This window comes from Pseudomonas sp. AB6 (assembly GCF_034314105.1).
Classification (GTDB): domain Bacteria; phylum Pseudomonadota; class Gammaproteobacteria; order Pseudomonadales; family Pseudomonadaceae; genus Aquipseudomonas.
Genome location: NZ_JAVIWJ010000001.1, coordinates 414,725 through 436,351, shown reverse-complemented (window position 1 = coordinate 436,351; position 21,627 = coordinate 414,725). Strand labels below are relative to the sequence as shown.

Here is a 21,627-nt window from a genome sequence, read left to right as displayed (position 1 = left end):
CGCACTGACCCTTTATACGGCCATCAGGTCCGCTTCTTTTTGTTTCACAGCGGTTTCGATATCCGCCACAAACTTGTCGGTCAACTTTTGGATGTCATCAGCGGCACGACGTTCTTCGTCTTCGCTGATTTCTTTCTCTTTAATAAGATCCTTGAACTGACTCAGCGAATCTCGACGAATGTTGCGCACCGCCACCCGAGCATCTTCCGCTGCATCGCGTGCTTGCTTGGTGAAACCCTTGCGGGTCTCTTCGGTCAGGGCAGGCATGGAGATCAGCAACAACTCGCCCAGGTTCGTTGGGTTGAAACCTAACCCTGAACTTTGAATCGCTTTGTCAACGGCTCCCAACATGTTGCGTTCAAACGCAACGACTTGCAGGGTGCGTGAATCTTTGACCGTAACGTTCGCCACCTGATTCAGCGGAGTATCTGCACCGTAGTAAGGCACCATCACCCCACCGAGAATACTTGGGTGGGCCTGGCCAGTACGAATACGACTGAATGCATGAGCCAGAGACTCAAGGCTCTTCTGCATACGGGCTTGGGCATCTTTCTTGATTTCATTGATCATTGTTGGCCTTCCTCGATCAGAGTTCCCTCAGCGCCGCCGTGCACAATATTCAGCAGGGCGCCGGGCTTATTCATGTTAAATACGCGCAACGGCATCTTGTGGTCACGGCACAGGCATATGGCCGTCAGATCCATCACGCCCAGCTTGCGATCCAGCACTTCATCGTAGGTCAGATGATCGAACTTCTCGGCATGCGGGTCTTTGAACGGATCTGCAGTGTAAACGCCATCGACCTTAGTCGCTTTGAGCACTACGTCTGCGTCAATTTCGATTGCTCGCAGACAGGCTGCCGAATCGGTAGTGAAAAAAGGGTTACCGGTACCGGCAGCAAAAATCACAACGTCTTTGGCATTGAGGTGGCGCATGGCTTTGCGACGATCGTAATGATCCGTCACGCCAACCATAGAAATAGCGGACATCACGATGGCTGAAATATTGGCACGTTCCAGCGCATCGCGCATGGCCAAAGCGTTCATCACAGTGGCCAGCATGCCCATGTGGTCCCCTGTGACTCGATCCATACCGGCAGCACTTAAGGCCGCCCCACGGAAAAGGTTACCGCCGCCAATTACGAGACCGACTTGCACGCCGATACCAACTAACTGGCCAACTTCAAGGGCCATGCGATCCAGGACTTTCGGGTCGATGCCGAACTCTTCCGAGCCCATCAGGGCCTCGCCGCTAAGCTTGAGTAGAATGCGTTTATAGCGAGCCTGATAACCACTGCCCTGCTGAGCCATTGCGAATCTCTCCTGCCGCGTTTTAAAAAAATTCTGTGCGGGCTGTTTTCAGCCTGTGCTAACTCTAGTTGACGCTGTGACAGCGTCAGAGGGGATGCAGCCTTGTAAGCCACTTCCTCAAGGAAAACAAATTCGTTTTACCTATTTGAAGAAGAGGCTGCGCGCGTAAGCGGGCAGCCTCTTCTTGGCGACAGTTAAAAGCCGCCTTACTTCTTGCTTGCAGCAACCTGTGCGGCAACTTCCTCAGCAAAGTTGTCAACTGGCTTCTCGATGCCTTCACCCACTGCAAAGCGAGTAAAGGAAACGATTTCAGCGCCGCCCTGCTTGGCCAATGCGCCAACGGTCAGCTCAGGGTTTTTCACGAATGGCTGATTGACCAAGCTGGCTTCAGCGAGGAACTTGCTGATACGACCGGCAACCATTTTTTCAACGATTTCAGGTGGCTTGCCTTTGATCTTGTCTTCGTTGAGGGTCATGAACACACCTTTCTCGCGTTCAATGGCTTCAGCGGACACTTCGGTAGGCAGCAAGAACTCGGGAGCACTCGCAGCAACATGCATGGCAATGTCTTTAGCCAGCTCGACGCTTCCGCCTTTCAAGGCAACAACAACACCGATCTTGTTGCCGTGCAGGTACGAACCTACAACATCACCTTCAATACGTGCCAGACGGCGAATGTTAACGTTCTCGCCTACTTTACCTACTAGTACCAAACGATCAGGCTCTTGAGCGGCGATCAGTGGAGCAACGTCAGTCAGTTTGTCAGTGAATGCTTTTTCTACACTGGCAGCGACGAACGCCTTGAAGTCGTCCTGTAGAGCGAGGAAGTCGGTCTGCGAGTTGACTTCAACGATAACAGCGGCTTTGCCGTCATCCTTGATGCTGATCGAGCCTTCAGCAGCGATGTTACCTGCCTTTTTGGCGGCTTTGATCGCACCGGATGCGCGCATGTCGTCGATGGCTTTTTCGATGTCGCCGTCAGCCTTAGTCAAGGCTTTTTTGCAATCCATCATGCCTTCGCCGGTGCGCTCGCGCAGTTCTTTAACCAACGCTGCAGTAACTTCTGCCATTTCAAAATTCCTCTTGGATAGGTCTTAAACCATTCCACCCGAACGGACGGGCGTTCAAATTCTTGAAAACTATTGCTGGCTGCGGCTCATGACTGCGGGCGGCGCCAACAGGGTTTTCGAGGTGGCAAAAAGGGGGCTAAGCCCCCTTTTCGCGTACTGAGTAAACGCTAGGCGTTTGCTACTCAGCCTTCTACTACTGCTGCTGCTGGAGCCTCTTCGACGAATACGTCGGTGCCGCCATTAGCATTGTTACGACCACGGATAACTGCATCAGCCATCGAGCCCATGTACAACTGAATAGCGCGAATCGCGTCATCGTTACCTGGGATGATGTAGTCAACACCTTCAGGGCTGCTGTTGGTGTCGACTACGCCGATAACCGGGATACCCAGTTTGTTGGCTTCGGTGATCGCGATGCGCTCGTGATCAACGTCGATGACGAACAGTGCGTCAGGAAGACCACCCATGTCCTTGATACCACCCAGGCTACGGTCCAGCTTTTCCAGATCGCGAGTACGCATCAGCGCCTCTTTCTTGGTCAGCTTGGTGAACGTGCCGTCTTCTGCCTGAATTTCAAGATCACGAAGACGCTTGATGGAGGCACGGATGGTTTTGAAGTTGGTCAGCATGCCGCCTAACCAGCGGTGATCCACATACGGCGAACCGCAACGGGCAGCTTCTTCAGCGACGATCTTGCCAGCGGAACGTTTGGTGCCGACAAACAGAATCTTGTTTTTGCCCGAAGCCAGTTTTTCAACAAAAGCCAAAGCTTCGTTGAACATAGGCAGTGTTTTTTCAAGGTTGATGATGTGGATCTTGTTACGTGCGCCGAAAATGTACTTACCCATTTTCGGATTCCAGTAACGGGTTTGGTGACCGAAGTGGACACCGGCTTTCAGCATATCGCGCATATTGACTTGGGACATGATAGTTCCTTGATAAGTCGGGTTAGGCCTCCACGTATCCCAATGACCAACCAACAGCTTCAAGCTGAGGGCACCCAGGTCATCGTGTCGACACGTGTGTGGGTTTAAGCTCTCGGGGCATACCCCGTAAAGCGGCGCATTTTATATCATAAAAGGCCGGACAACGAAACCCGAAATATACGCCGCGGAAAACGTGCTCTGCAGGGGCAGCCAGGCCGCTGCGACCGGCTCCTTTTTTAGGGTGAGGAAAAGCGATGATCACCTCGGACCTAGCGCTCTGTTAGAATCGCGTCTTTACCCGCTGAGCCGCGCTCTGTCGCGCCGAGAGAATTCTATGACTGTCACCATCAAAACTCACGAGGACATCGAAAAAATGCGCGTCGCCGGCCGCTTGGCTGCCGACGTACTGGAAATGATCGGTAACTATGTCAAACCTGGCGTGACCACCGACGAACTGGACCGCATTTGCCATGATTTTATCGTTAATGAGCAGAAGGCGATCCCGGCGCCCCTGAACTACAAAGGCTTTCCCAAATCCATTTGCACCTCGATCAACCACGTCGTATGCCACGGCATTCCTAATGAGAAGCCGCTCAAGGATGGCGATGTACTGAACATCGACATTACCGTTATCAAGGATGGCTACCACGGCGATACCAGCAAAATGTTCCACGTCGGCAAAGTGCCTGAATGGGCCGAGCGTCTGTCGAAGATCACCCAGGAATGCATGTACAAAGGCATTGAGGTAGTGCGTCCAGGTGCTCGTCTTGGCGACATTGGTGAAGTCATTCAGAAGCACGCTGAAAAGAACGGCTTTTCTGTGGTCCGTGAATACTGCGGCCACGGCATCGGCACGGTCTTCCATGAAGAACCGCAAGTATTGCATTATGGCCGCGCTGGCACCGGCATGGAACTAAAGGAAGGGATGACCTTCACCATTGAACCGATGATCAATCAAGGCCGCGCCGAAACACGGCTGCTGGGCGACGGCTGGACCGCGATAACCAAGGATCGCAAGCTGTCCGCTCAATGGGAACACACTATTTTGGTGACCGCCGACGGCTACGAAATCTTTACGCTGCGTAGCGATGACACTATCGCTCGAACATCGGCATTAGCGTAAATAACTCTTCTAAAGTTTGTCGATTGAACTGGCCAGATCAATATAAGGAAAGCTGCTCGATGCCGCAGGTGGATCCAGAGTTATTCGACCGCGGCCAGTTCCAGGCCGAACTGGCGTTGAAAGCAAGCCCCATTGCCGCTTTCAAAAAAGCCATTCGTCAGGCCCGCGAGGTACTTGACGCGCGCTTCCGTTCGGGTCGCGAGATTCGGCGCCTGATCGAGGACCGCGCCTGGTTCGTCGACAACATCCTGCAACAGGCTTGGGACCACTTCGACTGGAGCGAAGAAGCCGATATCGCGCTGCTGGCAGTGGGCGGTTACGGTCGCGGTGAGCTGCACCCGTATTCGGACATCGACCTGCTGATTTTGCTCGACAGCGCCGACCATGAAATTTTTCGCGAGCCAATAGAGCGCTTTCTTACGCTGCTGTGGGACATTGGTTTGGAAGTGGGCCAGAGCGTCCGCTCGGTAGACGAATGCGCCCAAGAAGCGCTGGCCGATCTAACCGTCATTACCAATCTGATGGAAAGCCGGACGATTGCCGGACCTGAACGCCTGCGTCGACGAATGCTAGAGGTCACCAGCCCCGAAAGAATGTGGCCGAGCAAAGAATTCTTTCTGGCCAAACGCGCCGAGCAGAAGACTCGCCATCACAAGTACAACGACACCGAATACAACCTCGAACCGAACGTCAAAGGTTCGCCCGGCGGCCTGCGTGATATTCAGACGATTCTTTGGGTAGCCCGCCGCCAGTACGGCACCTTGAATCTGCACGCGCTGGCAGGCGAAGGCTTTTTGCTGGAAAGCGAAAATAAATTGCTCGCCTCGTCCCAAGAATTCTTGTGGAAAGTACGTTACGCACTACACATGCTAGCTGGGCGTTCAGAGGACCGGTTGCTGTTCGATCATCAAGGCAGTATCGCCGGTCTCCTCGGCTACGAAGACAGCGACGCCAAATTAGCCATCGAACGCTTCATGCAGCAGTATTACCGCGTGGTGATCAGCATCGCTCAACTCAGCGAGCTGATCATTCAGCACTTTGAAGAAGTCATTCTTTCGCCGGACGAAAGCGGCAATACCCAGCCGATCAACTCAAGATTCCAGTTGCACGACGGCTACATCGAAGCGACTCACCCGAACGTGTTCGCGCGCACGCCGTTTGCGATGATTGAAATCTTTGTGCTCTTGGCTCAACACCCGGATATAAAAGGGGTTCGCGCCGACACCATTCGCTTGTTGCGCGAAAACCGGTATTTGATTAACGACGAGTTCCGCCACGACATTCGCATCACTAGCCTTTTCATTGAGCTGTTCAAGTGTGAATTCGGTATCCACCGCAACCTTCGGCGGATGAACCGTTATGGCATTCTCGGCCTGTACCTGCCCGAGTTTGGCCATATTGTTGGCCAGATGCAGCACGACCTGTTCCACATCTATACGGTCGATGCCCACACCCTTAACCTGATCAAGCACTTGCGCAAGCTGCAATACACACAGTCCTCGGACAAGTTTCAGCTCGCTAGCAAAATCATGGGCAAACTGCCCAAACCCGAACTTATCTACTTGGCCGGTTTGTATCACGACATTGGCAAAGGCCGTGGCGGCGATCACTCGGAATTAGGTGCAGTGGACGCCCAAGCATTTGGTCAACGTCATCACCTGCCGGCCTGGGACACTCGCCTGATCGTCTGGTTGGTACAAAATCACTTGGTGATGTCTACCACCGCCCAACGCAAGGACTTGTCGGACCCGCAGGTCATTCATGACTTCGGGTTGCTTGTCAGTGATGAAGTTCACCTGGACTATTTGTACGTGTTGACCGTGGCCGACATCAACGCAACCAACCCCACACTCTGGAACTCTTGGCGCGCCAGCTTATTGCGCCAGCTTTACACCGAAACCAAGCGAGCCTTGCGTCGCGGCCTGGAAAATCCGGTCGACCGCGAAGAGCAGATCCGTCGCACCCAAAGTGCAGCCTTGGACATTCTGGTGCGCAGTGGCACCGACCCTGACGATGTTGAACAGCTCTGGTCTCAGCTAGGCGACGACTATTTCCTGCGCCATACCGCAGGCGATGTGGCCTGGCACAGCGATGCTATTTTGCAGCAGCCGGCAGACGGCGGTCCTCTGGTACTTATCCGGGAAACCACCCAACGCGAGTTCGAAGGCGGCACGCAGATTTTCATTTACGCCCCTGACCAACATGATTTCTTTGCGGTAACCGTGGCCGCCATGGACCAGCTCAACCTGAACATTCATGACGCCCGCGTTATCACTTCCAGCAGCCAGTTCACCCTCGACACCTACATCGTGCTCGACACCGACGGCGGCTCGATTGGGGATAACCCACAACGCATCAAAGAAATCCGTGAAGGCCTGACCGATGCCCTGCGCAACCCGGACGATTACCCGACCATCATCAAGCGCCGGGTTCCGCGCCAGCTCAAGCACTTTGCGTTTGCACCCCAGGTCACCATCCTTACCGACGCTCAGCGCCCGGTGACGATTCTGGAGTTGAGCGCGCCGGATCGACCCGGCTTGCTGGCACGGATCGGCAAGATCTTTCTGGATTTCGACCTGTCGTTGCAGAACGCCAAAATTGCCACGCTGGGTGAGCGGGTGGAAGACGTATTTTTTATTACAGACGCGAACAACCAACCATTGTCTGACCCGGAACTGTGCATCCGGTTGCAAGATGCCATCGTCGAGCAGCTCAACGTCAGTTACGAACCCCACGGCGAGATGCGCCTCAGTATCTGACTCCCGCCTTTATGATTCGACTCGACAGCGCCCCTTGGGCGCCACGCTTATGAGACCTTGCGCCCATGAATAACGCCCTACAGCAGCTTCAGCCCTACCCGTTCGAAAAGCTCCGCGTCCTGCTCGGCAGCGTGACTCCCAATCCCGACAAGCGCCCGGTTGCGCTGTCCATTGGCGAACCCAAACATCGCTCACCCACGTTCGTCGCCGAAGCGCTGGCGGCCAATCTCGATCAGATGGCAGTTTATCCGACCACGCTCGGCATCCCGGCGTTGCGCGAAGCAATCACGGCTTGGTGCGAACGACGCTTTGGCATACCTGCCGACTGGCTTGATCCAGCGCGCAACGTGTTGCCGGTCAGCGGTACCCGTGAAGCGTTGTTTGCATTCACTCAAACCGTTGTTAACCGCAGCGACGACGGCTTGGTGATCAGCCCCAACCCGTTCTACCAAATCTATGAGGGCGCAGCGTTCCTTGCCGGGGCCCAGCCGCACTATCTGCCGTGCCTGGCCGAGAACGGTTTCAACCCGGATTTCGACGCCGTTTCTGCGGATATCTGGAAGCGCTGCCAAATTCTGTTTCTGTGCTCGCCCGGCAATCCGACCGGGGCGCTGGTCCCGCTGGAGACACTGAAGAAACTGATCGCACTGGCTGACGAGCACGACTTCGTGATTGCCGCGGACGAGTGCTACAGCGAGTTATATTTCGACGAAGCGACACCGCCGGCTGGTCTATTGAGCGCTTGCGTGGCGCTGGGCCGCAAGGATTTCAAACGCTGCGTGGTGTTCCACAGCTTGTCTAAGCGTTCAAACCTGCCGGGGTTGCGCTCAGGCTTCGTGGCCGGTGATGCAGACATTCTTAAGGCATTTCTGCTGTATCGGACCTACCACGGTTGCGCGATGCCGGTGCAAACCCAATTGGCGAGCATTGCTGCCTGGAATGACGAGGAGCACGTTTGTGCCAACCGGGCGTTGTACCGCGAGAAGTTCGACGCGGTATTGGCGATACTTGCCCCTGTGCTTGATGTGCAACGCCCGGACGGAGGTTTCTACCTGTGGCCGAAGGTCGGGACTGACGATGCCGAGTTTTGCCGCGACCTGTTTGTCGCCGAACACGTGACCGTGGTGCCGGGCTCGTATCTGTCCCGGGAAGTGGACGGCTTTAACCCAGGCGCCGGCCGAGTGCGCATGGCATTGGTCGCTCCGCTGACTGAGTGCGTCGAAGCCGCCGAGCGGATTCGGGATTTTATCAAAGGTTGATTGTTGGACGGCGGTTTCAAAACCCTAAAACCAAGTCATTCGCAGGCTTGTCTGCGAATGCACCCCCTAGATCAATTCTCATCTACTTGACTGGCCCCAAATTAGCCTCACTCAAGTCCAGATCCCCAAGCACCTGACGTAGCGTGTCGTCGCCAATTCAGTGATGGCGGCGCAAGCTGTAAAGCTCAAGACGCTGCGCCCGCAAGGCAAGCAAACGGAGCCGCTGTTCTCGGCAATGCCTACAAAACGGAAAAAATAGCTTTAAGTCGCTACCCGGAAACCTATTTTAACTATTGTTAAAACAACCTAACCGACGGTAGAACACTACACCCTAAAAGCTAAACGTCCTGTAATCTTGCGCGGACAGTTACTGTTCAGGTTCAAACTGTTAGTGTATGCGGAGGAAAACCACGAACAAAACACGCACATCTAGAACAAGGGCAATAGTAGACCCTCGTTTCCTTTAACCGATTTAAACCCGAAAAGCCCAATAAATACGGGGCCAATCAGGCGACACTTGTACGGTGCACGAAGGCCAGGAATGTAAACGCAATTTTCACCAGCGCCGAACTATGCTTCACTGCACCGATATTTTCGAGGGTCGGTTACCGCTATGGTTATTACAGCCTCGTTTTTCAACAAATAGACAGTTGACCACTGGGCATTGCGCACGGCTTGCATGTACGGCCGCAATGCCTTTCTGCACCAGAGGATCCCATGAATCAAAGTTTCCTTCCGTTTTCCCGTCCAAGTATTGGCGACGAGGAAATAGCCGCCGTAGAGCAGGTGCTACGCTCCGGATGGATTACCACCGGCCCAAAAAGTCAGGAACTTGAGCACCAGTTCGCCGAACGCGTGGGCAGCCGTCATGCTGTGGCGCTGTCGTCTGCCACCGGGGCGATGCACGTTACCCTGCTTGCGCTGGGCATTGGCCCAGGCGACGAAGTTATTACGCCGTCGCAAACATGGGTGTCGACCGCGAACATGATTTGCTTGCTGGGTGCTACGCCAGTTTTTGTCGATGTAGATCGCGATACGCTTATGAGTGATGTCTCAGCCATCGAGGCGGCCATTACGCCACGCACCAAAGCTATTATTCCGGTGCATTACGCTGGCGCTGCGTATGACCTTGATCCACTGTATGCCCTCGCTGATCGCCACGGCATCACCGTGATTGAAGACGCGGCCCACGCGGCAGGCACTGTTTATCGTGGTCGCCCGGTCGGCGCTAAAGGCACGGCGATCTTCTCGTTCCACGCCATCAAAAACATGACCTGCGCCGAAGGCGCGATGTTCGTCAGCGACGACGAAAAGCTTGCCAATCGGGTGCGCACGCTCAAGTTTCATGGCTTGGGCGTTGATGCCTATGACCGGATGACCCATGGCCGCAAACCGCAGGCAATGGTTATCGAGCCAGGCTTTAAGTACAATCTGGCCGACATGAATGCGGCTATCGCACTGGTCCAATTGCAGCGCCTTGACGAGATCAACGTCAAGCGTGAAGTGCTGGCTCAGGCCTACCTGAAACGCCTGTCTGGCTTGCCAGTGCAGCCGCTGAAGGTACCGCAGTACCCACAGCAACACGCTTGGCACTTGTTCATTCTGCGCATTGACGCTGAGAAGTGCGGTATTGACCGCGAAGCCTTCATGAAAGGCCTTCAGGAACAGAATATCGGCAGCGGCATTCATTTTATCGCCACCCACATGCACACCTATTACCGCCAACGTTTCCCGGATGTTCATTTGCCCAACACCGAGTGGAACTCCACACGTCTGTGCTCAATCCCGCTGTTCCCGGACATGAGCCTCGACGACGTCGAGCGAGTCGCCAGCGCCATTGAAACTACTCTGGAAAAAAGCCTTTGAGACCTTATCCGATTCAGTTCGTGTCAATCGTCATTCCGGTCTACAACGAAGAAGAAAGCTTGCCTGAACTGCTTCGTCGTACCGAGGCCGCTTGTGCCCAATTACCTTATGGGTTTGAGATTGTGCTGGTCGATGACGGCAGCCGCGACGAATCCGCGCAGATTCTGCAAGACGCCTCTGAGCGCGAAGGCAGCCATATCGTTGCCGTGATCCTAAATCGTAACTATGGCCAACACGCCGCGATTATGGCCGGCTTTGAACAGTGCAAGGGCGATGTAATCATCACTCTCGACGCTGACCTGCAAAACCCGCCGGAAGAAATTCCGCGCCTGGTAGAACAGGCAGCTCTGGGTTACGACGTAGTCGGTACTGTGCGCAGTAATCGTCAGGATTCTGCTTGGCGCCGTTGGCCCTCGCGACTGATTAACGTTGCGGTTCAACGCTCCACTGGCGTTGCCATGAGTGACTACGGCTGCATGCTGCGGGCTTATCGCCGGTCTGTTGTAGACGCCATGCTTGCCTGCCGCGAACGCAGCACCTTCATCCCGATTCTCGCCAACAGCTTCGCACGTCACACCACAGAAGTGGTTGTACAGCATGCAGAGCGTGAACACGGCGACTCGAAATACAGCACCATGCGCCTGATCAATCTGATGTTCGATTTGATCACCTGTATGACCACTACTCCCCTACGCTTGCTGAGCATTATCGGTTTCAGCATGGCAATACTGGGCGGCTTCTTTGCAATTATGCTGATCATCTTGCGCCTGTTGTTCGGCGCAGTCTGGGCCGGTGACGGCACTTTCGTATTGTTTGCGGTATTGTTCGTGTTTACCGGCGGCCAGTTCATCGGCATGGGCCTGCTGGGTGAATACCTAGGCCGCATGTATAGCGATGTTCGTGCCCGCCCGCGCTTTTTCATCGAAAAAGTGCTGCGCAGCCAACCGGTCACGTCTTCCGTTAGCGTTAGCGACTCAAAAGAATCTTCATCTTCTACTCAGGTCACGTTATGAATCCGAAAGTTGTCGTCTTTGCCTATCACGATATTGGCTGCACGGGCATTGAATCCCTGCTGAACGCAGGTTATGAAATCGCCGCCGTGTTTACCCATGCTGACGACCCGAAGGAAAACACCTTCTACGGTTCCGTTGCACAGTTGTGTGCACGCAAAGGCATTCCGGTTCACGCCCCTGAAGATGCCAACCACCCACTGTGGATCGAGCGCATCGCCAAGCTCAAACCGGACTTCATCTTTTCGTTTTACTACCGCAACCTGCTGAGCGACGAACTGCTAGCTTGTGCTGGCAAGGGCGCATTCAACCTTCACGGGTCGCTGCTGCCGCGCTATCGTGGTCGTGCGCCGGCTAACTGGGTCTTGGTCAATGGCGAAACCGAAACCGGCGTTACCTTGCACCGCATGGTCAAACGCGCTGACGCGGGCGGCATTCTGGCCCAGCAACGGGTTGCCATTGAGCGTTCCGACACCGCATTGAGCTTGCACAGCAAACTGCGCGAATCCGCTGCCAACTTAATGAACGAAGCTCTGCCACAACTGGCCAAGGGCACACTGAGCGAAACACCTCAGGACGAATCCAAAGCGACCTACTTCGGTCGTCGCACCCCAGCAGATGGCAAGCTGGTCTGGAAGCGTCCTGCTGAAGAATTGTTCAATCTGGTTCGCGCTGTCACTCAGCCATACCCAGGCGCTTTCTGCGCAGCTGGCGAGCACAAGCTGATCGTTTGGAGCGCCGACGTCATCAAGGGCAACGAAGGCCTGGCCCCAGGCCGGGTGATCAGCGTCGATCCATTGCGCATCGCGTGTGGTGAAGACTCGCTAGTGATCAAAGCCGGTCAGCGCAACGAAAACGGCCTTTATTTAAGCGGTCCGCAACTGGCTAACGAATTGGGCTTGGTGGACGGTTCTGTGCTGCGTGGTGCCGAGTCCGGCCGCGCCCCACGTCGTACCCGTGTGCTGATCCTCGGCGTTAACGGTTTCATTGGCAACCACTTGTCCGAGCGCCTGCTGCGTGACGACAAATACGATGTATACGGCCTGGACATCGGTTCTGACGCTGTAGAGCGCCTGCGCAGCCACCCTAACTTCCACTTCGTCGAAGGCGATATCAGCATCCACTCCGAGTGGATCGAATATCACATCAAGAAGTGCGATGTGGTTCTGCCGCTGGTGGCCATCGCTACGCCAATCGAATACACCCGCAACCCGTTGCGCGTCTTCGAACTGGATTTTGAAGAAAACCTGAAACTGGTTCGTTACTGCGTGAAGTACAACAAACGCGTGATCTTCCCTTCGACGTCTGAAGTCTATGGCATGTGCCAAGACCAGAATTTCGACGAAGACACCTCGAACCTGGTGGTCGGCCCGATCAACAAACAACGCTGGATCTACTCGGTCTCCAAGCAACTGCTTGACCGCGTGATCTGGGCTTACGGCCAGAAAGGCCTGAATTTCACCCTGTTCCGTCCGTTCAACTGGATGGGTCCGCGTCTGGACCGTCTGGATTCGGCACGTATCGGCAGTTCTCGCGCCATTACCCAGCTGATTCTGAATTTGGTAGAAGGCACGCCGATCCGCCTGTTCGACGGTGGTGAACAAAAACGCTGCTTCACCGACATCGCTGACGGTATCGAAGCTTTGGCACGCATCATCGACAACGAAAATGACGCTTGTAACGGTCAAATCATCAACATCGGCAACCCGGACAACGAAGCCAGCATTCGTCAGTTGGGCGAAGAACTGCTGCGTCAGTTCGAAGCTCACCCGTTGCGCGCAAACTTCCCTCCGTTTGCCGGTTTCCGCGATGTAGAAAGCAAAGCGTTCTACGGCACTGGCTACCAAGACGTTTCCCACCGCAAGCCAAGCATTCAAAACGCCAAGCGCCTGTTGAACTGGGAACCGACGGTAGAAATGAGTGAGACCATTGGCAACACCTTGGACTTCTTCCTGCGTGAAGCCATGGCCGAAATCGCGGATAAGCGCTGATGCAGGCAGGACTGCGAATCGATGTAGATACCTATCGCGGCACCCGAGAAGGTGTGCCGCGGTTATTGGAAATGCTCGATGAAGCACAGGTCAAGGCGACGTTTTTTTTCAGTGTCGGACCGGACAACATGGGGCGCCACTTGTGGCGCCTCATCCGTCCCCAATTCTTTTGGAAAATGCTTCGCTCCAAGGCGGCCAGTCTATATGGCTGGGATATTCTTCTGGCCGGCACTGCCTGGCCAGGGAAACCCATTGGTCGCAACCTGGGTCATCTGATGCGTCAAGCGGTCGACGCCGGGCATGAAGTCGGTTTGCATGCGTGGGATCACCACGGCTGGCAAGCCAATGCTGGGCGTTGGAGCGAAGTGCAACTGATTGAGCAAATTCGTCGCGGCGTGGAGTGCTTGAGTGACATCACCGGTCAACGCGTCGGCTGTTCAGCCACGGCTGGCTGGCGTGCCGATGAGCGCGTGGTGGAAGCTAAGGAACAGTTTGGCTTTCGCTACAACAGCGATTGTCGCGGCCATAGTCTGTTTCGCCCTACGCTTAAGGATGGCCGATTAGGCACACCACAGATTCCGGTGGATCTTCCAACCTTCGATGAAGTGGTGGGCCCAAACGTCAGCGCAAAAGACTTTAACTCATTTATTCTCGACCGTTTCAGCGCCGAGAAGCTGAACATTTATACGATTCACGCAGAAGTAGAAGGGATTCTAATGGCCGATGATTTTCGTCAATTACTGGCGCAGGCTAAATCGCGCGAGATCCAGTTTCAACCGCTCGGCAATCTATTGCCGACTGAGCTCAATACCCTGCCAGCAGGTCAGTTGATAAGAGGCACACTGAGCGGCCGCGAGGGCTGGCTGGGAGTGCAGCGCACATGACGGGGCGCTGGGCGTTACCTTTTTTGTTAATTGCGTTTTTCCTGGCTTTTCTTTTACCACTGGGTAGCCACGGCCTGTGGATTCCCGACGAAACCCGTTATGCGCAAATTAGTCAGGAGATGCTGCTCAGCGGCAATTGGGTGTCACCCCATTTCATGGGGCTGCGCTACTTCGAAAAACCTGTAGGCGGTTATTGGATGATCGCCATCGGCCAGGCGATTTTCGGCGACAATCTGTTTGGCGTACGCATCGCCTCGGCGCTCAGCGTCGGCCTCAGTGCGATGCTGACCTACGCCGTCGCACATCGATTATGGAATGACCGGCGCAAGAGTTTTATGTGCGCCCTGATTTTTTTAAGCTTTGGCCTCATCGCCGTGCAGGCGGGTTACGCCAATCTCGACCCGCAATTCACCCTATGGGTCAACCTGAGCATGGTCGGGTTGTGGCTCGCCGTTAATAGCACCGGCCGCGAACGAATTGCTGCATGGGTATTGGTGGGTTTCGCATGCGGTATGGGCTTCCTGACTAAGGGCTTTCTCGCCTTGCTGCTACCGGCGTTGATCGCCCTGCCGTATATGGTTTCGCAGAGACGCTTTCGCGAACTGTTGATATACGGCCCGCTGGCGGTTCTGATTGCGTTGCTGGTATGCCTGCCATGGGCATTGGCAGTGCAGCAGCGCGAACCAGACTTTTGGAACTTCTTCTTCTGGCACGAACACATTCGTCGCTTTGCCGGTGAAGACGCTCAGCATCTTCAACCATGGTGGTTTTACCTTCCTGTGATGGTCATGGCCAGTTTGCCGTGGGCCGCAATGTTGCCGACGACGTTCACACAGGCCTGGAAGTCCAAAGCCCAGCCAAATACGATCTTCATGCTTCTGTGGTTACTGTTGCCGCTGGCGTTTCTCAGCCTGAGCAGAGGCAAACTGCCAACGTACGTGATGCCGTGCATGCTGCCTTTGGCGCTGCTGATGGGAGAGGCGGTGATAGATCGACTCGAACGTGGCAGCGTCCGAGCTCTACGTCTCAATGGGTTGCTAAACCTTGCACTCGGCTCGATCGTTCTGATCGCCGTGGCTTACATGCAATACAAAAAACCTGTCTATGAAAACGAGCCGCTGCACCTTGCAATGGCAGTGGTTGCAGTTGCGGGCTGGATCGTCGCTAACCTTGTTCAGGTATTCAGACCGCTGACCATGTGGATCATGCCGGCGCTGGGCGCGTGGTTGTTTGTGGCACTGATTCCGATGAGCCTACCTAACAGCGTGGTGCTCAACAAAACACCCGATCAGTTTATTGCCAAGCATGCAGCAGCGCTGAGCCAAAGCAAAACTCTGCTGAGTAACGACCTGGGCGCTGCCTCGGCGCTGTCATGGCGTATTCAGCGACCTGACGTTGCGCTATACAACACGGTGGGTGAAGTCAAATATGGTCTGACTTACACTGACGCCGCCGCGCGCAAAGTCGATTCTGCAAAAGTGCAACAGTGGATGGCCATAGCACGAAGCGAAGGGCAGGTCGGGGTGGTGATGCGAGTTAATAGTCAGGACGACCTCAATGAAATCGAGCTTTTACCAAAAGACGGTCAGCGATTCGAGGAAGGGAACATAGTGATTCTGATCTTCGCGCAATCCGCCTCATGACCCTGTTTTTGTTACTGGCCGCGTGTTTGTTGAGCTGTCTGGGCCAAGTCGCGCAAAAATTTGCCGTTGAGGGTTGGCGTGGGCAACACGTCGGCCTCGGCCTCGCGCTGCGCTCGCCTTGGTTATGGCTGGCATTGGCCAGCCTGGGTTTCGGACTATTGTTATGGCTGTTGGTGCTGCAGCGCGTTGAAGTCGGGATTGCTTACCCGATGCTTAGCTTGAACTTTGTCTTGATCACGCTAGTGGCGCACTTTTTGTTCAAAGAATCCGTCGACCGCCGCCACTGGTTCGGTGTAGTACTGGTGATCGGTGGCGTCATTTTGCTGGGCCAACACACATGAACCTGCGACGCGGCGTCACATTCGCCATGGGCAGCGTGTTGTTGGTCAGCGGTGCGCAACTGGGTATGCGTTGGAGCATGACGCGCTTGCCCTCGCCCACCCAATGGCTGGATACCCTGAATAACGGCAGTATCGACAGGCTGGCTATCAGCGTCGTCTCTGCGGCGATTCTGGCCTACGCCCTTTCGATGCTGTGTTGGTTGCTCGCATTGCGCGACCTGCCTCTAGGCCGAGCCTATTCTTTGCTCAGCATCAGTTACGCATTGGTTTATTTACTGGCAGCGAGCCTGCCGGTTTTCCAGGAACAGTTCAGCGCTTCCAAAACATTGGGTGTGACCTTGGTTATCCTCGGCGTCATCACCATTAACTCACAACGCAGCTCCGCGACACGGTCCAGGAATTCCGCATGAAAATTACAGTATTAGGTAGTGGCTACGTAGGCCTTGTGCAAGCGACAGTCCTGGCCGAAGTCGGCCATGATGTGATCTGCATGGACATCGATGCAGAAAAAGTGAAACAGCTTCAGCAGGGTCACGTGAGCATTTTCGAGCCCGGCTTGGCAACGCTGGTCCGGGAAAACCTGGAAAGTGGACGCCTGCGTTTCACTCACGACGAGAAGCTTGCCATTGAGCACGGCCAGGTGCTGTTTATCGCCGTCGGCACGCCCTCCAGCGATGACGGCTCAGCGGATTTAAAAGCAGTTTTCGCGGTAGGCGAAATGGTTGCACGTCATCGGGTTGAACCGCTGATTCTGGTCGAGAAATCCACCGTGCCCGTCGGCACTGGTGACGCATTGCGCCTGCATACCGAAGAGGCCCTGGCTGGTCGGCCGTTGGAGTTCGATATTGTCTCTAACCCTGAATTCCTGAAAGAAGGCTCGGCAGTTTCCGACTGCCGCCGCCCGGACCGGATCGTAATTGGTTGCGAGCGCGACGAAGTGCGTGAAGTCATGCGTGACTTGTATGCACCGTTCAACCGCAATCATGACCGCATCATTTTCATGGACCTGCGCAGCGCCGAGCTGACCAAATACGCCGCCAACTGCATGCTGGCCACTAAGATCAGCTTCATCAACCAAATTGCTGAGCTGGCTGAGCACTTGGGCGCTGACATCGAGTCCGTGCGTTTGGGCATCGGTGCTGATTCACGCATTGGTTACCACTTTATCTATCCGGGCGCCGGTTACGGCGGTTCGTGCTTCCCTAAAGACATGCGCGCTTTAATTCATAGCGCTCAGGAAGCCCAGTGCTCCAGCGATTTGCTGCAGGCGGTAGAAGCCATTAACGAACGGCAGAAAACCAAACTGTTCGAACGCGTCAATGCGTTCTACAAAGGTGATTTACGCGGAAAAATCTTTGCGCTATGGGGCTTGGCCTTCAAGCCAAACACCGATGACATGCGCGATGCGCCGAGCCGAGTGTTAATGGAAGCCTTGTGGGCGGCGGGCGCAACCGTACGTGCGTTCGACCCCGAAGCTATGCAGGAAACCCAGCGTATCTATGGCAATCACCCAGGCCTGAGCTTGATGGGCACCCCCGAATCCGTGCTGGGTGGTGCCGATGCGTTGATCGTCTGCACCGAATGGCAACAGTTCAAGGCTCCGGATTTCAAACTGATGCAGGAACGTCTTAAAGCGCCGGTAATTTTTGACGGACGCAACTTGTACGACACCGAACGCATGACGCGAAAGGGCTTCACGTATTTCCCAATGGGCCGTGGCGACTCTCGCAGCCTGCCAATCCCGTTTCAGCAATGGCATGCGAACAGCGCTACTGAAGCGAACGCACAGTAATCATTAGGGGTCAGTGCCTGCAGCCAGTATCTGGTTCGCGGGTACTGACCCTTTGTGCGTCCGGTGCCCGTTAGAGTTCAAGCTGAAGCGCAGCAACGTTTTGCTATATGGAGATACCCTTTGCCGTTTCTACCTCAGACTCAGCCCTCATCGGCCTCTTTGGCAACAGTGCGCTGCCAGTCCATTATCTTGGGGGGGCTGGCACTCCTGCTATTTGTCGTGGGTAACTATGAACAAGCCACGATCGGATTCGACTCGCGCTTTGTAATTTTTGCTCAAGAAATGTTGCGTCACGGCCCAAGTTTTTTTCCCACAACCTATGGCGAGCCTTATCCAGACTATTCCGCCACATCAACTTTCTTTATCTACCTGCTCTCGCTGCCGTTTGGCCGAGTGATAAGCCTCACCGCATGGCTTCCGACCGCGATCGCATCGGCGATTTTGGTTGCGCTTATTTATCGCTTGGTGGCCGCGCACTCTCGGTCTTGGGCACTGGTCAGCGTAGCCCTGCTGCTGCTGAGCAATACCTTTATCACCGAGACCCGCGCCATATCCCTGGACCAAATGCTCGCGACCGTATCGTTCGCCGTATTTTATCTGGGCTATGCTGCCGATCACTTTGGTGCGCGTCGGCGCATAGGTCTGATTCTCGCGCTTATAGTGCTGGGCTTTGCTATTCGCGGCCCCATCGGGCTGGTCGTTCCTACCGGCATGCTGTGCAGTTACTACGTGCTGAATGGACAATGGCGACGAATGCTCATATTCGGTCTGCAAGCGGCGGTATTGCTGGCGATCTGCATGGGAATGCTACTGCTGTTTGCCAAGATCAGCGGCGGTCAACAGTTCCTTGATGAAGTGGTGCGCATGCAATTCACTTCACGTATGGACGGTACTGAAGGCACCAGCAGTACTTTCTATTACTTCAGCAGTTCGATGGGCAACTATGCGCTGGCATACCCAATGGCGATTTTGGTGCTAGCGGCCATCATCGTTCGTGGTCGGCAGCCCCTTACACCAGCGCTGCGACTGGTAATGCTTTGCACTGCAGCCGGACTGATTGTCATGATTGGCCTTTCAATTCCGCAGGCGAAAAAAGCTCGCTACATGCTGCCGATGGTGCCAATGGCAGCGATCGTCGCAGCTTATCCGTTTCAAATGACCCAAGGGCGCCTGCTCGCCTTGTTACGGGGGTTGCTCCAGATACTTTGGCTGCTGATGCCGAGTGCGTTGATTGCAGGATTGTTGGTGGCTCGCCATCGTTTCGCCGACCAGCTGACATCGATTAGTGGAATCACTTCAGTGCTTGTGGTGCTGCAAGTGATTGCGTTAGCCGCCTTGTTCAAAGCCCGGTGGCGTGTTGCAAGTCTGGCAACGTGCGCGGTACTGGCGGTGTGGATGAGTTTTATCTGGGTTTATGAACCCGTTCAGCGTGCAGCCTACGACACGCAAGGCTTTAGCGTAGCGGTTCATGACCTGATCCAGCATGATCCTGCGCCGCTCGCCCTATATGGAATGCCCAAGGATGGAAAGGCCATCAAGTTCGTGGTCAACATCCCCGACGGCCTGAAGCCGATCTTCATTGCTTCTCCGGATGAATTGGCGGCGGTGAAAGGACCGGTTTACGTGGTGATCGCCAAAGATATATATCAAGCGCTGCCGGATAGCCGCCTGACGGCCTTGCCGATTTTGCTTAGCAGTCAATTTGATAAGGATGACTACCTGCTGTTTCGTCTACCTTGAATGTTTATAAACGGCGTATTTGTTCCGTGGCAGCGCGGCATTGGAATAGGCCCGCATTTCTTGGGGCGCTCAAGCTATAACTATCGCGGCCGCAGCCGTCGCCGCAGCGCGGACCCAGATCGCCGCGACCAGTGCCTCATTACAAAGCGCTTCCGGAGCCCTGCTAAGAGCGTTGACCGAAGAGGGTTCAAGCATCGCCGGCCAGATGGTTAGCACCAAGGCATGAGGCGCAGGCAGCACGATGGGTGAATAATCCAGTCACAGTGAAAAGCCCGGCAACCCCGCCGGGCTTTTCACTGTGCGATGTGCGCCCCGCACCTTACCGAGACAGCCAAGGCACTGAATGGAACGACGTGGCATAATCATTCGCTGATTTTTTGGGCAAAGTGGGGAGTTTCGAGGATGGACAATTCCTCCAGTAATAATAAAGGCGTACACCTTTATGGAATCAAGGCCTGCGACACCATGAAAAAGGCGCGCACCTGGCTTGATGATAACGCCGTCAGTTACGACTTTCATGACTACAAAACGGTCGGCATCGACCGTGAGCACCTGACTCAGTGGTGCGATGAGCATGGCTGGCAAGTGGTTTTAAACCGGGCAGGAACGACCTTCCGCAAACTCGACGACGGACAAAAAGCCGATCTCGATCAAGCAAAGGCGATCGAACTGATGCTCGCACAACCGTCAATGATCAAGCGCCCGGTGCTCGATCTTGGCGACAAAACCCTGGTTGGCTTCAAGCCCGATGTATACGGGGCGGCCTTCACGTAAGCCAAAGCGCTGCTTGAGCCCCCTTTCCAATAAGTTAGAGGTATTCACATGTCTACTACCCTGTTCAGCCTGGCCTTTGGGGTCGGCACTCAAAATCGTAAAGGCGCCTGGCTTGAAGTGTTCTACGCCCAGCCGTTGATTAATCCGTCTGCCGAACTGATCGCTGCCATTGCACCCGCACTGGGCTACACCGGTGGCAATCAGGCCGTCGCCTTCAACACCACCCAGGCCTCGCAACTGGCCGAAACGCTAAAGAATATCGATGCAGGCCAAGCGGCCCTACTGACTCGCCTGGCCGAAAGTCACAAGCCATTGGTCGTCACCTTTCTGGCTGAAGACACAGCATTGACCTCGACGCCTGAGGCTTACCTCAAGCTGCATTTGTTGTCACATCGCTTGATCAAGCCACACGGCCTGAATCTGGCTGGCATTTTCCCATTGTTACCCAACGTCGCCTGGACCAACCAAGGCGCTGTGGACTTGGCTGAATTGGCTGAGCGTCAACTGGAGGCGCGCCTCAAGGGCGAGTTCCTGGAAGTGTTCTCGGTGGACAAATTCCCGAAAATGACTGACTACGTGGTGCCAACCGGCGTGCGTATCGCTGACAGCGCGCGGGTACGCCTGGGTGCTTACATCGGCGAAGGCACCACCGTGATGCACGAAGGTTTCGTCAATTTCAATGGTGGCACCGAAGGTCCGGGCATGATCGAAGGCCGCGTCTCGGCCGGGGTATTTGTCGGTAAGGGTTCGGACCTGGGCGGCGGTTGCTCGACAATGGGCACCTTGTCGGGCGGCGGCAACGTAGTGATCAAGGTCGGCGAAGGCTGCCTGATTGGCGCCAATGCAGGAATTGGCTTTCCATTGGGCGACCGCAACACCGTGGAAGCCGGTCTGTACGTAACAGCCGGAACCAAAGTCGCACTGCTTGATGATAAGAACGAGCTGGTCAAAGTGGTCAAGGCCCGTGAGCTGTCGGGTCAACCGGACCTGTTGTTCCGTCGTAACTCACAAACGGGCGCCGTGGAATGCAAATCCCATAAATCAGCCATCGAACTGAACGAAGCGCTGCACGCTCACAACTGATCTGATGTCGTATTCAGGGTCAACACCGCGCAAGTGGGTTAGGCCCTGATCCTTCG

General features: G+C 55.0%; 18 protein-coding genes. 14 read left to right on the top strand and 4 right to left on the bottom strand.

What is annotated here, in order from left to right:
- Nucleotides 1-12: 12 nt before the first annotated feature.
- The 4 genes from frr to rpsB all read right to left on the bottom strand — a co-directional run bounded on the left by frr (nt 13) and on the right by rpsB (nt 3,306).
- On the bottom strand, nt 13-570 hold the full coding sequence (gene frr / locus RGW60_RS02085; RefSeq protein WP_322201690.1) for a ribosome recycling factor: 558 nt from the start codon (nt 568-570) through the stop codon (nt 13-15).
- Entirely contained in the window at nt 567-1,310 is a 744-nt protein-coding gene (gene pyrH / locus RGW60_RS02080) for a UMP kinase (RefSeq protein WP_003440426.1), read from the bottom strand. The genes frr and pyrH overlap by 4 nt, the downstream gene beginning before the upstream one ends.
- 206 nt (nt 1,311-1,516) lie before the next feature.
- Entirely contained in the window at nt 1,517-2,380 is an 864-nt protein-coding gene (gene tsf / locus RGW60_RS02075; protein ID WP_322201688.1) for a translation elongation factor Ts, read from the bottom strand.
- A 182-nt stretch (nt 2,381-2,562) separates the two neighbouring features.
- On the bottom strand, nt 2,563-3,306 hold the full coding sequence (gene rpsB, locus RGW60_RS02070) for a 30S ribosomal protein S2 (RefSeq protein WP_322201686.1): 744 nt from the start codon (nt 3,304-3,306) through the stop codon (nt 2,563-2,565).
- 334 nt (nt 3,307-3,640) lie between these two features.
- Between rpsB and map the strand changes: the two genes are divergently transcribed.
- From map to dapD, 14 genes are all read left to right on the top strand, one after another.
- Nucleotides 3,641-4,429 carry a type I methionyl aminopeptidase gene (gene map / locus RGW60_RS02065; RefSeq protein ID WP_322201684.1) on the top strand — a complete coding sequence of 263 codons (789 nt, stop codon included), beginning with the start codon at nt 3,641-3,643 and terminating at the stop codon, nt 4,427-4,429.
- 59 nt (nt 4,430-4,488) lie between these two features.
- On the top strand, nt 4,489-7,188 hold the full coding sequence (locus RGW60_RS02060; protein ID WP_322201682.1) for a [protein-PII] uridylyltransferase: 2,700 nt from the start codon (nt 4,489-4,491) through the stop codon (nt 7,186-7,188).
- Nucleotides 7,189-7,253: 65 nt separating this feature from the next.
- Entirely contained in the window at nt 7,254-8,447 is a 1,194-nt protein-coding gene (gene dapC / locus RGW60_RS02055) for a succinyldiaminopimelate transaminase (protein ID WP_322201680.1), read from the top strand.
- Between the two features lie 717 nt (nt 8,448-9,164).
- A complete protein-coding gene (gene arnB / locus RGW60_RS02050; RefSeq protein ID WP_322201678.1) occupies nt 9,165-10,313 on the top strand; it encodes a UDP-4-amino-4-deoxy-L-arabinose aminotransferase in 1,149 nt (382 codons plus the stop codon).
- Nucleotides 10,310-11,326 carry an undecaprenyl-phosphate 4-deoxy-4-formamido-L-arabinose transferase gene (gene arnC, locus RGW60_RS02045; RefSeq protein ID WP_322201676.1) on the top strand — a complete coding sequence of 339 codons (1,017 nt, stop codon included), beginning with the start codon at nt 10,310-10,312 and terminating at the stop codon, nt 11,324-11,326. Before arnB ends, arnC begins: the two co-directional genes overlap by 4 nt.
- A complete protein-coding gene (gene arnA, locus RGW60_RS02040) occupies nt 11,323-13,314 on the top strand; it encodes a bifunctional UDP-4-amino-4-deoxy-L-arabinose formyltransferase/UDP-glucuronic acid oxidase ArnA (protein ID WP_322201674.1) in 1,992 nt (663 codons plus the stop codon). Before arnC ends, arnA begins: the two co-directional genes overlap by 4 nt.
- The gene (gene arnD, locus RGW60_RS02035; protein ID WP_322201672.1) at nt 13,314-14,198 is read left to right on the top strand and encodes a 4-deoxy-4-formamido-L-arabinose-phosphoundecaprenol deformylase; all 885 of its coding nucleotides are present in this window, start codon (nt 13,314-13,316) and stop codon (nt 14,196-14,198) included. The genes arnA and arnD overlap by 1 nt, the downstream gene beginning before the upstream one ends.
- Nucleotides 14,195-15,841: a lipid IV(A) 4-amino-4-deoxy-L-arabinosyltransferase gene (gene arnT, locus RGW60_RS02030; RefSeq protein WP_322201670.1), complete on the top strand. Its 1,647-nt coding sequence runs from the start codon at nt 14,195-14,197 to the stop codon at nt 15,839-15,841. The genes arnD and arnT overlap by 4 nt, the downstream gene beginning before the upstream one ends.
- Nucleotides 15,838-16,182: a 4-amino-4-deoxy-L-arabinose-phosphoundecaprenol flippase subunit ArnE gene (gene arnE / locus RGW60_RS02025; protein WP_322201668.1), complete on the top strand. Its 345-nt coding sequence runs from the start codon at nt 15,838-15,840 to the stop codon at nt 16,180-16,182. The genes arnT and arnE overlap by 4 nt, the downstream gene beginning before the upstream one ends.
- Nucleotides 16,179-16,592, top strand: coding sequence for a 4-amino-4-deoxy-L-arabinose-phosphoundecaprenol flippase subunit ArnF (gene arnF, locus RGW60_RS02020; RefSeq protein ID WP_322201666.1), 414 nt, complete (start codon nt 16,179-16,181; stop codon nt 16,590-16,592). Before arnE ends, arnF begins: the two co-directional genes overlap by 4 nt.
- Nucleotides 16,589-17,974: a UDP-glucose/GDP-mannose dehydrogenase family protein gene (locus RGW60_RS02015; protein WP_322201664.1), complete on the top strand. Its 1,386-nt coding sequence runs from the start codon at nt 16,589-16,591 to the stop codon at nt 17,972-17,974. Before arnF ends, RGW60_RS02015 begins: the two co-directional genes overlap by 4 nt.
- A 120-nt stretch (nt 17,975-18,094) precedes the next feature.
- Entirely contained in the window at nt 18,095-19,714 is a 1,620-nt protein-coding gene (locus RGW60_RS02010) for an ArnT family glycosyltransferase (RefSeq protein WP_322201662.1), read from the top strand.
- Nucleotides 19,715-20,116: 402 nt separating this feature from the next.
- On the top strand, nt 20,117-20,488 hold the full coding sequence (locus RGW60_RS02005) for an ArsC family reductase (protein WP_322201660.1): 372 nt from the start codon (nt 20,117-20,119) through the stop codon (nt 20,486-20,488).
- Nucleotides 20,489-20,536: 48 nt separating this feature from the next.
- A complete protein-coding gene (gene dapD / locus RGW60_RS02000) occupies nt 20,537-21,571 on the top strand; it encodes a 2,3,4,5-tetrahydropyridine-2,6-dicarboxylate N-succinyltransferase (RefSeq protein ID WP_322201658.1) in 1,035 nt (344 codons plus the stop codon).
- Nucleotides 21,572-21,627: the final 56 nt, after the last annotated feature.

Excerpts from the sequence above, each read along its gene's own strand:
- frr (WP_322201690.1), bottom strand. The coding sequence starts at position 570 with ATGATCAATGAAATCAAGAAAGATGCCCAAGCCCGTATGCAGAAGAGC.
- pyrH (WP_003440426.1), bottom strand. The coding sequence starts at position 1,310 with ATGGCTCAGCAGGGCAGTGGTTATCAGGCTCGCTATAAACGCATTCTA.
- tsf (WP_322201688.1), bottom strand. The coding sequence starts at position 2,380 with ATGGCAGAAGTTACTGCAGCGTTGGTTAAAGAACTGCGCGAGCGCACC.
- rpsB (WP_322201686.1), bottom strand. The coding sequence starts at position 3,306 with ATGTCCCAAGTCAATATGCGCGATATGCTGAAAGCCGGTGTCCACTTC.
- map (WP_322201684.1), top strand. The coding sequence starts at position 3,641 with ATGACTGTCACCATCAAAACTCACGAGGACATCGAAAAAATGCGCGTC.
- RGW60_RS02060 (WP_322201682.1), top strand. The coding sequence starts at position 4,489 with ATGCCGCAGGTGGATCCAGAGTTATTCGACCGCGGCCAGTTCCAGGCC.
- dapC (WP_322201680.1), top strand. The coding sequence starts at position 7,254 with ATGAATAACGCCCTACAGCAGCTTCAGCCCTACCCGTTCGAAAAGCTC.
- arnB (WP_322201678.1), top strand. The coding sequence starts at position 9,165 with ATGAATCAAAGTTTCCTTCCGTTTTCCCGTCCAAGTATTGGCGACGAG.
- arnA (WP_322201674.1), top strand. The coding sequence starts at position 11,323 with ATGAATCCGAAAGTTGTCGTCTTTGCCTATCACGATATTGGCTGCACG.
- arnD (WP_322201672.1), top strand. The coding sequence starts at position 13,314 with ATGCAGGCAGGACTGCGAATCGATGTAGATACCTATCGCGGCACCCGA.
- arnT (WP_322201670.1), top strand. The coding sequence starts at position 14,195 with ATGACGGGGCGCTGGGCGTTACCTTTTTTGTTAATTGCGTTTTTCCTG.
- arnE (WP_322201668.1), top strand. The coding sequence starts at position 15,838 with ATGACCCTGTTTTTGTTACTGGCCGCGTGTTTGTTGAGCTGTCTGGGC.
- arnF (WP_322201666.1), top strand. The coding sequence starts at position 16,179 with ATGAACCTGCGACGCGGCGTCACATTCGCCATGGGCAGCGTGTTGTTG.
- RGW60_RS02015 (WP_322201664.1), top strand. The coding sequence starts at position 16,589 with ATGAAAATTACAGTATTAGGTAGTGGCTACGTAGGCCTTGTGCAAGCG.
- RGW60_RS02005 (WP_322201660.1), top strand. The coding sequence starts at position 20,117 with ATGGACAATTCCTCCAGTAATAATAAAGGCGTACACCTTTATGGAATC.
- dapD (WP_322201658.1), top strand. The coding sequence starts at position 20,537 with ATGTCTACTACCCTGTTCAGCCTGGCCTTTGGGGTCGGCACTCAAAAT.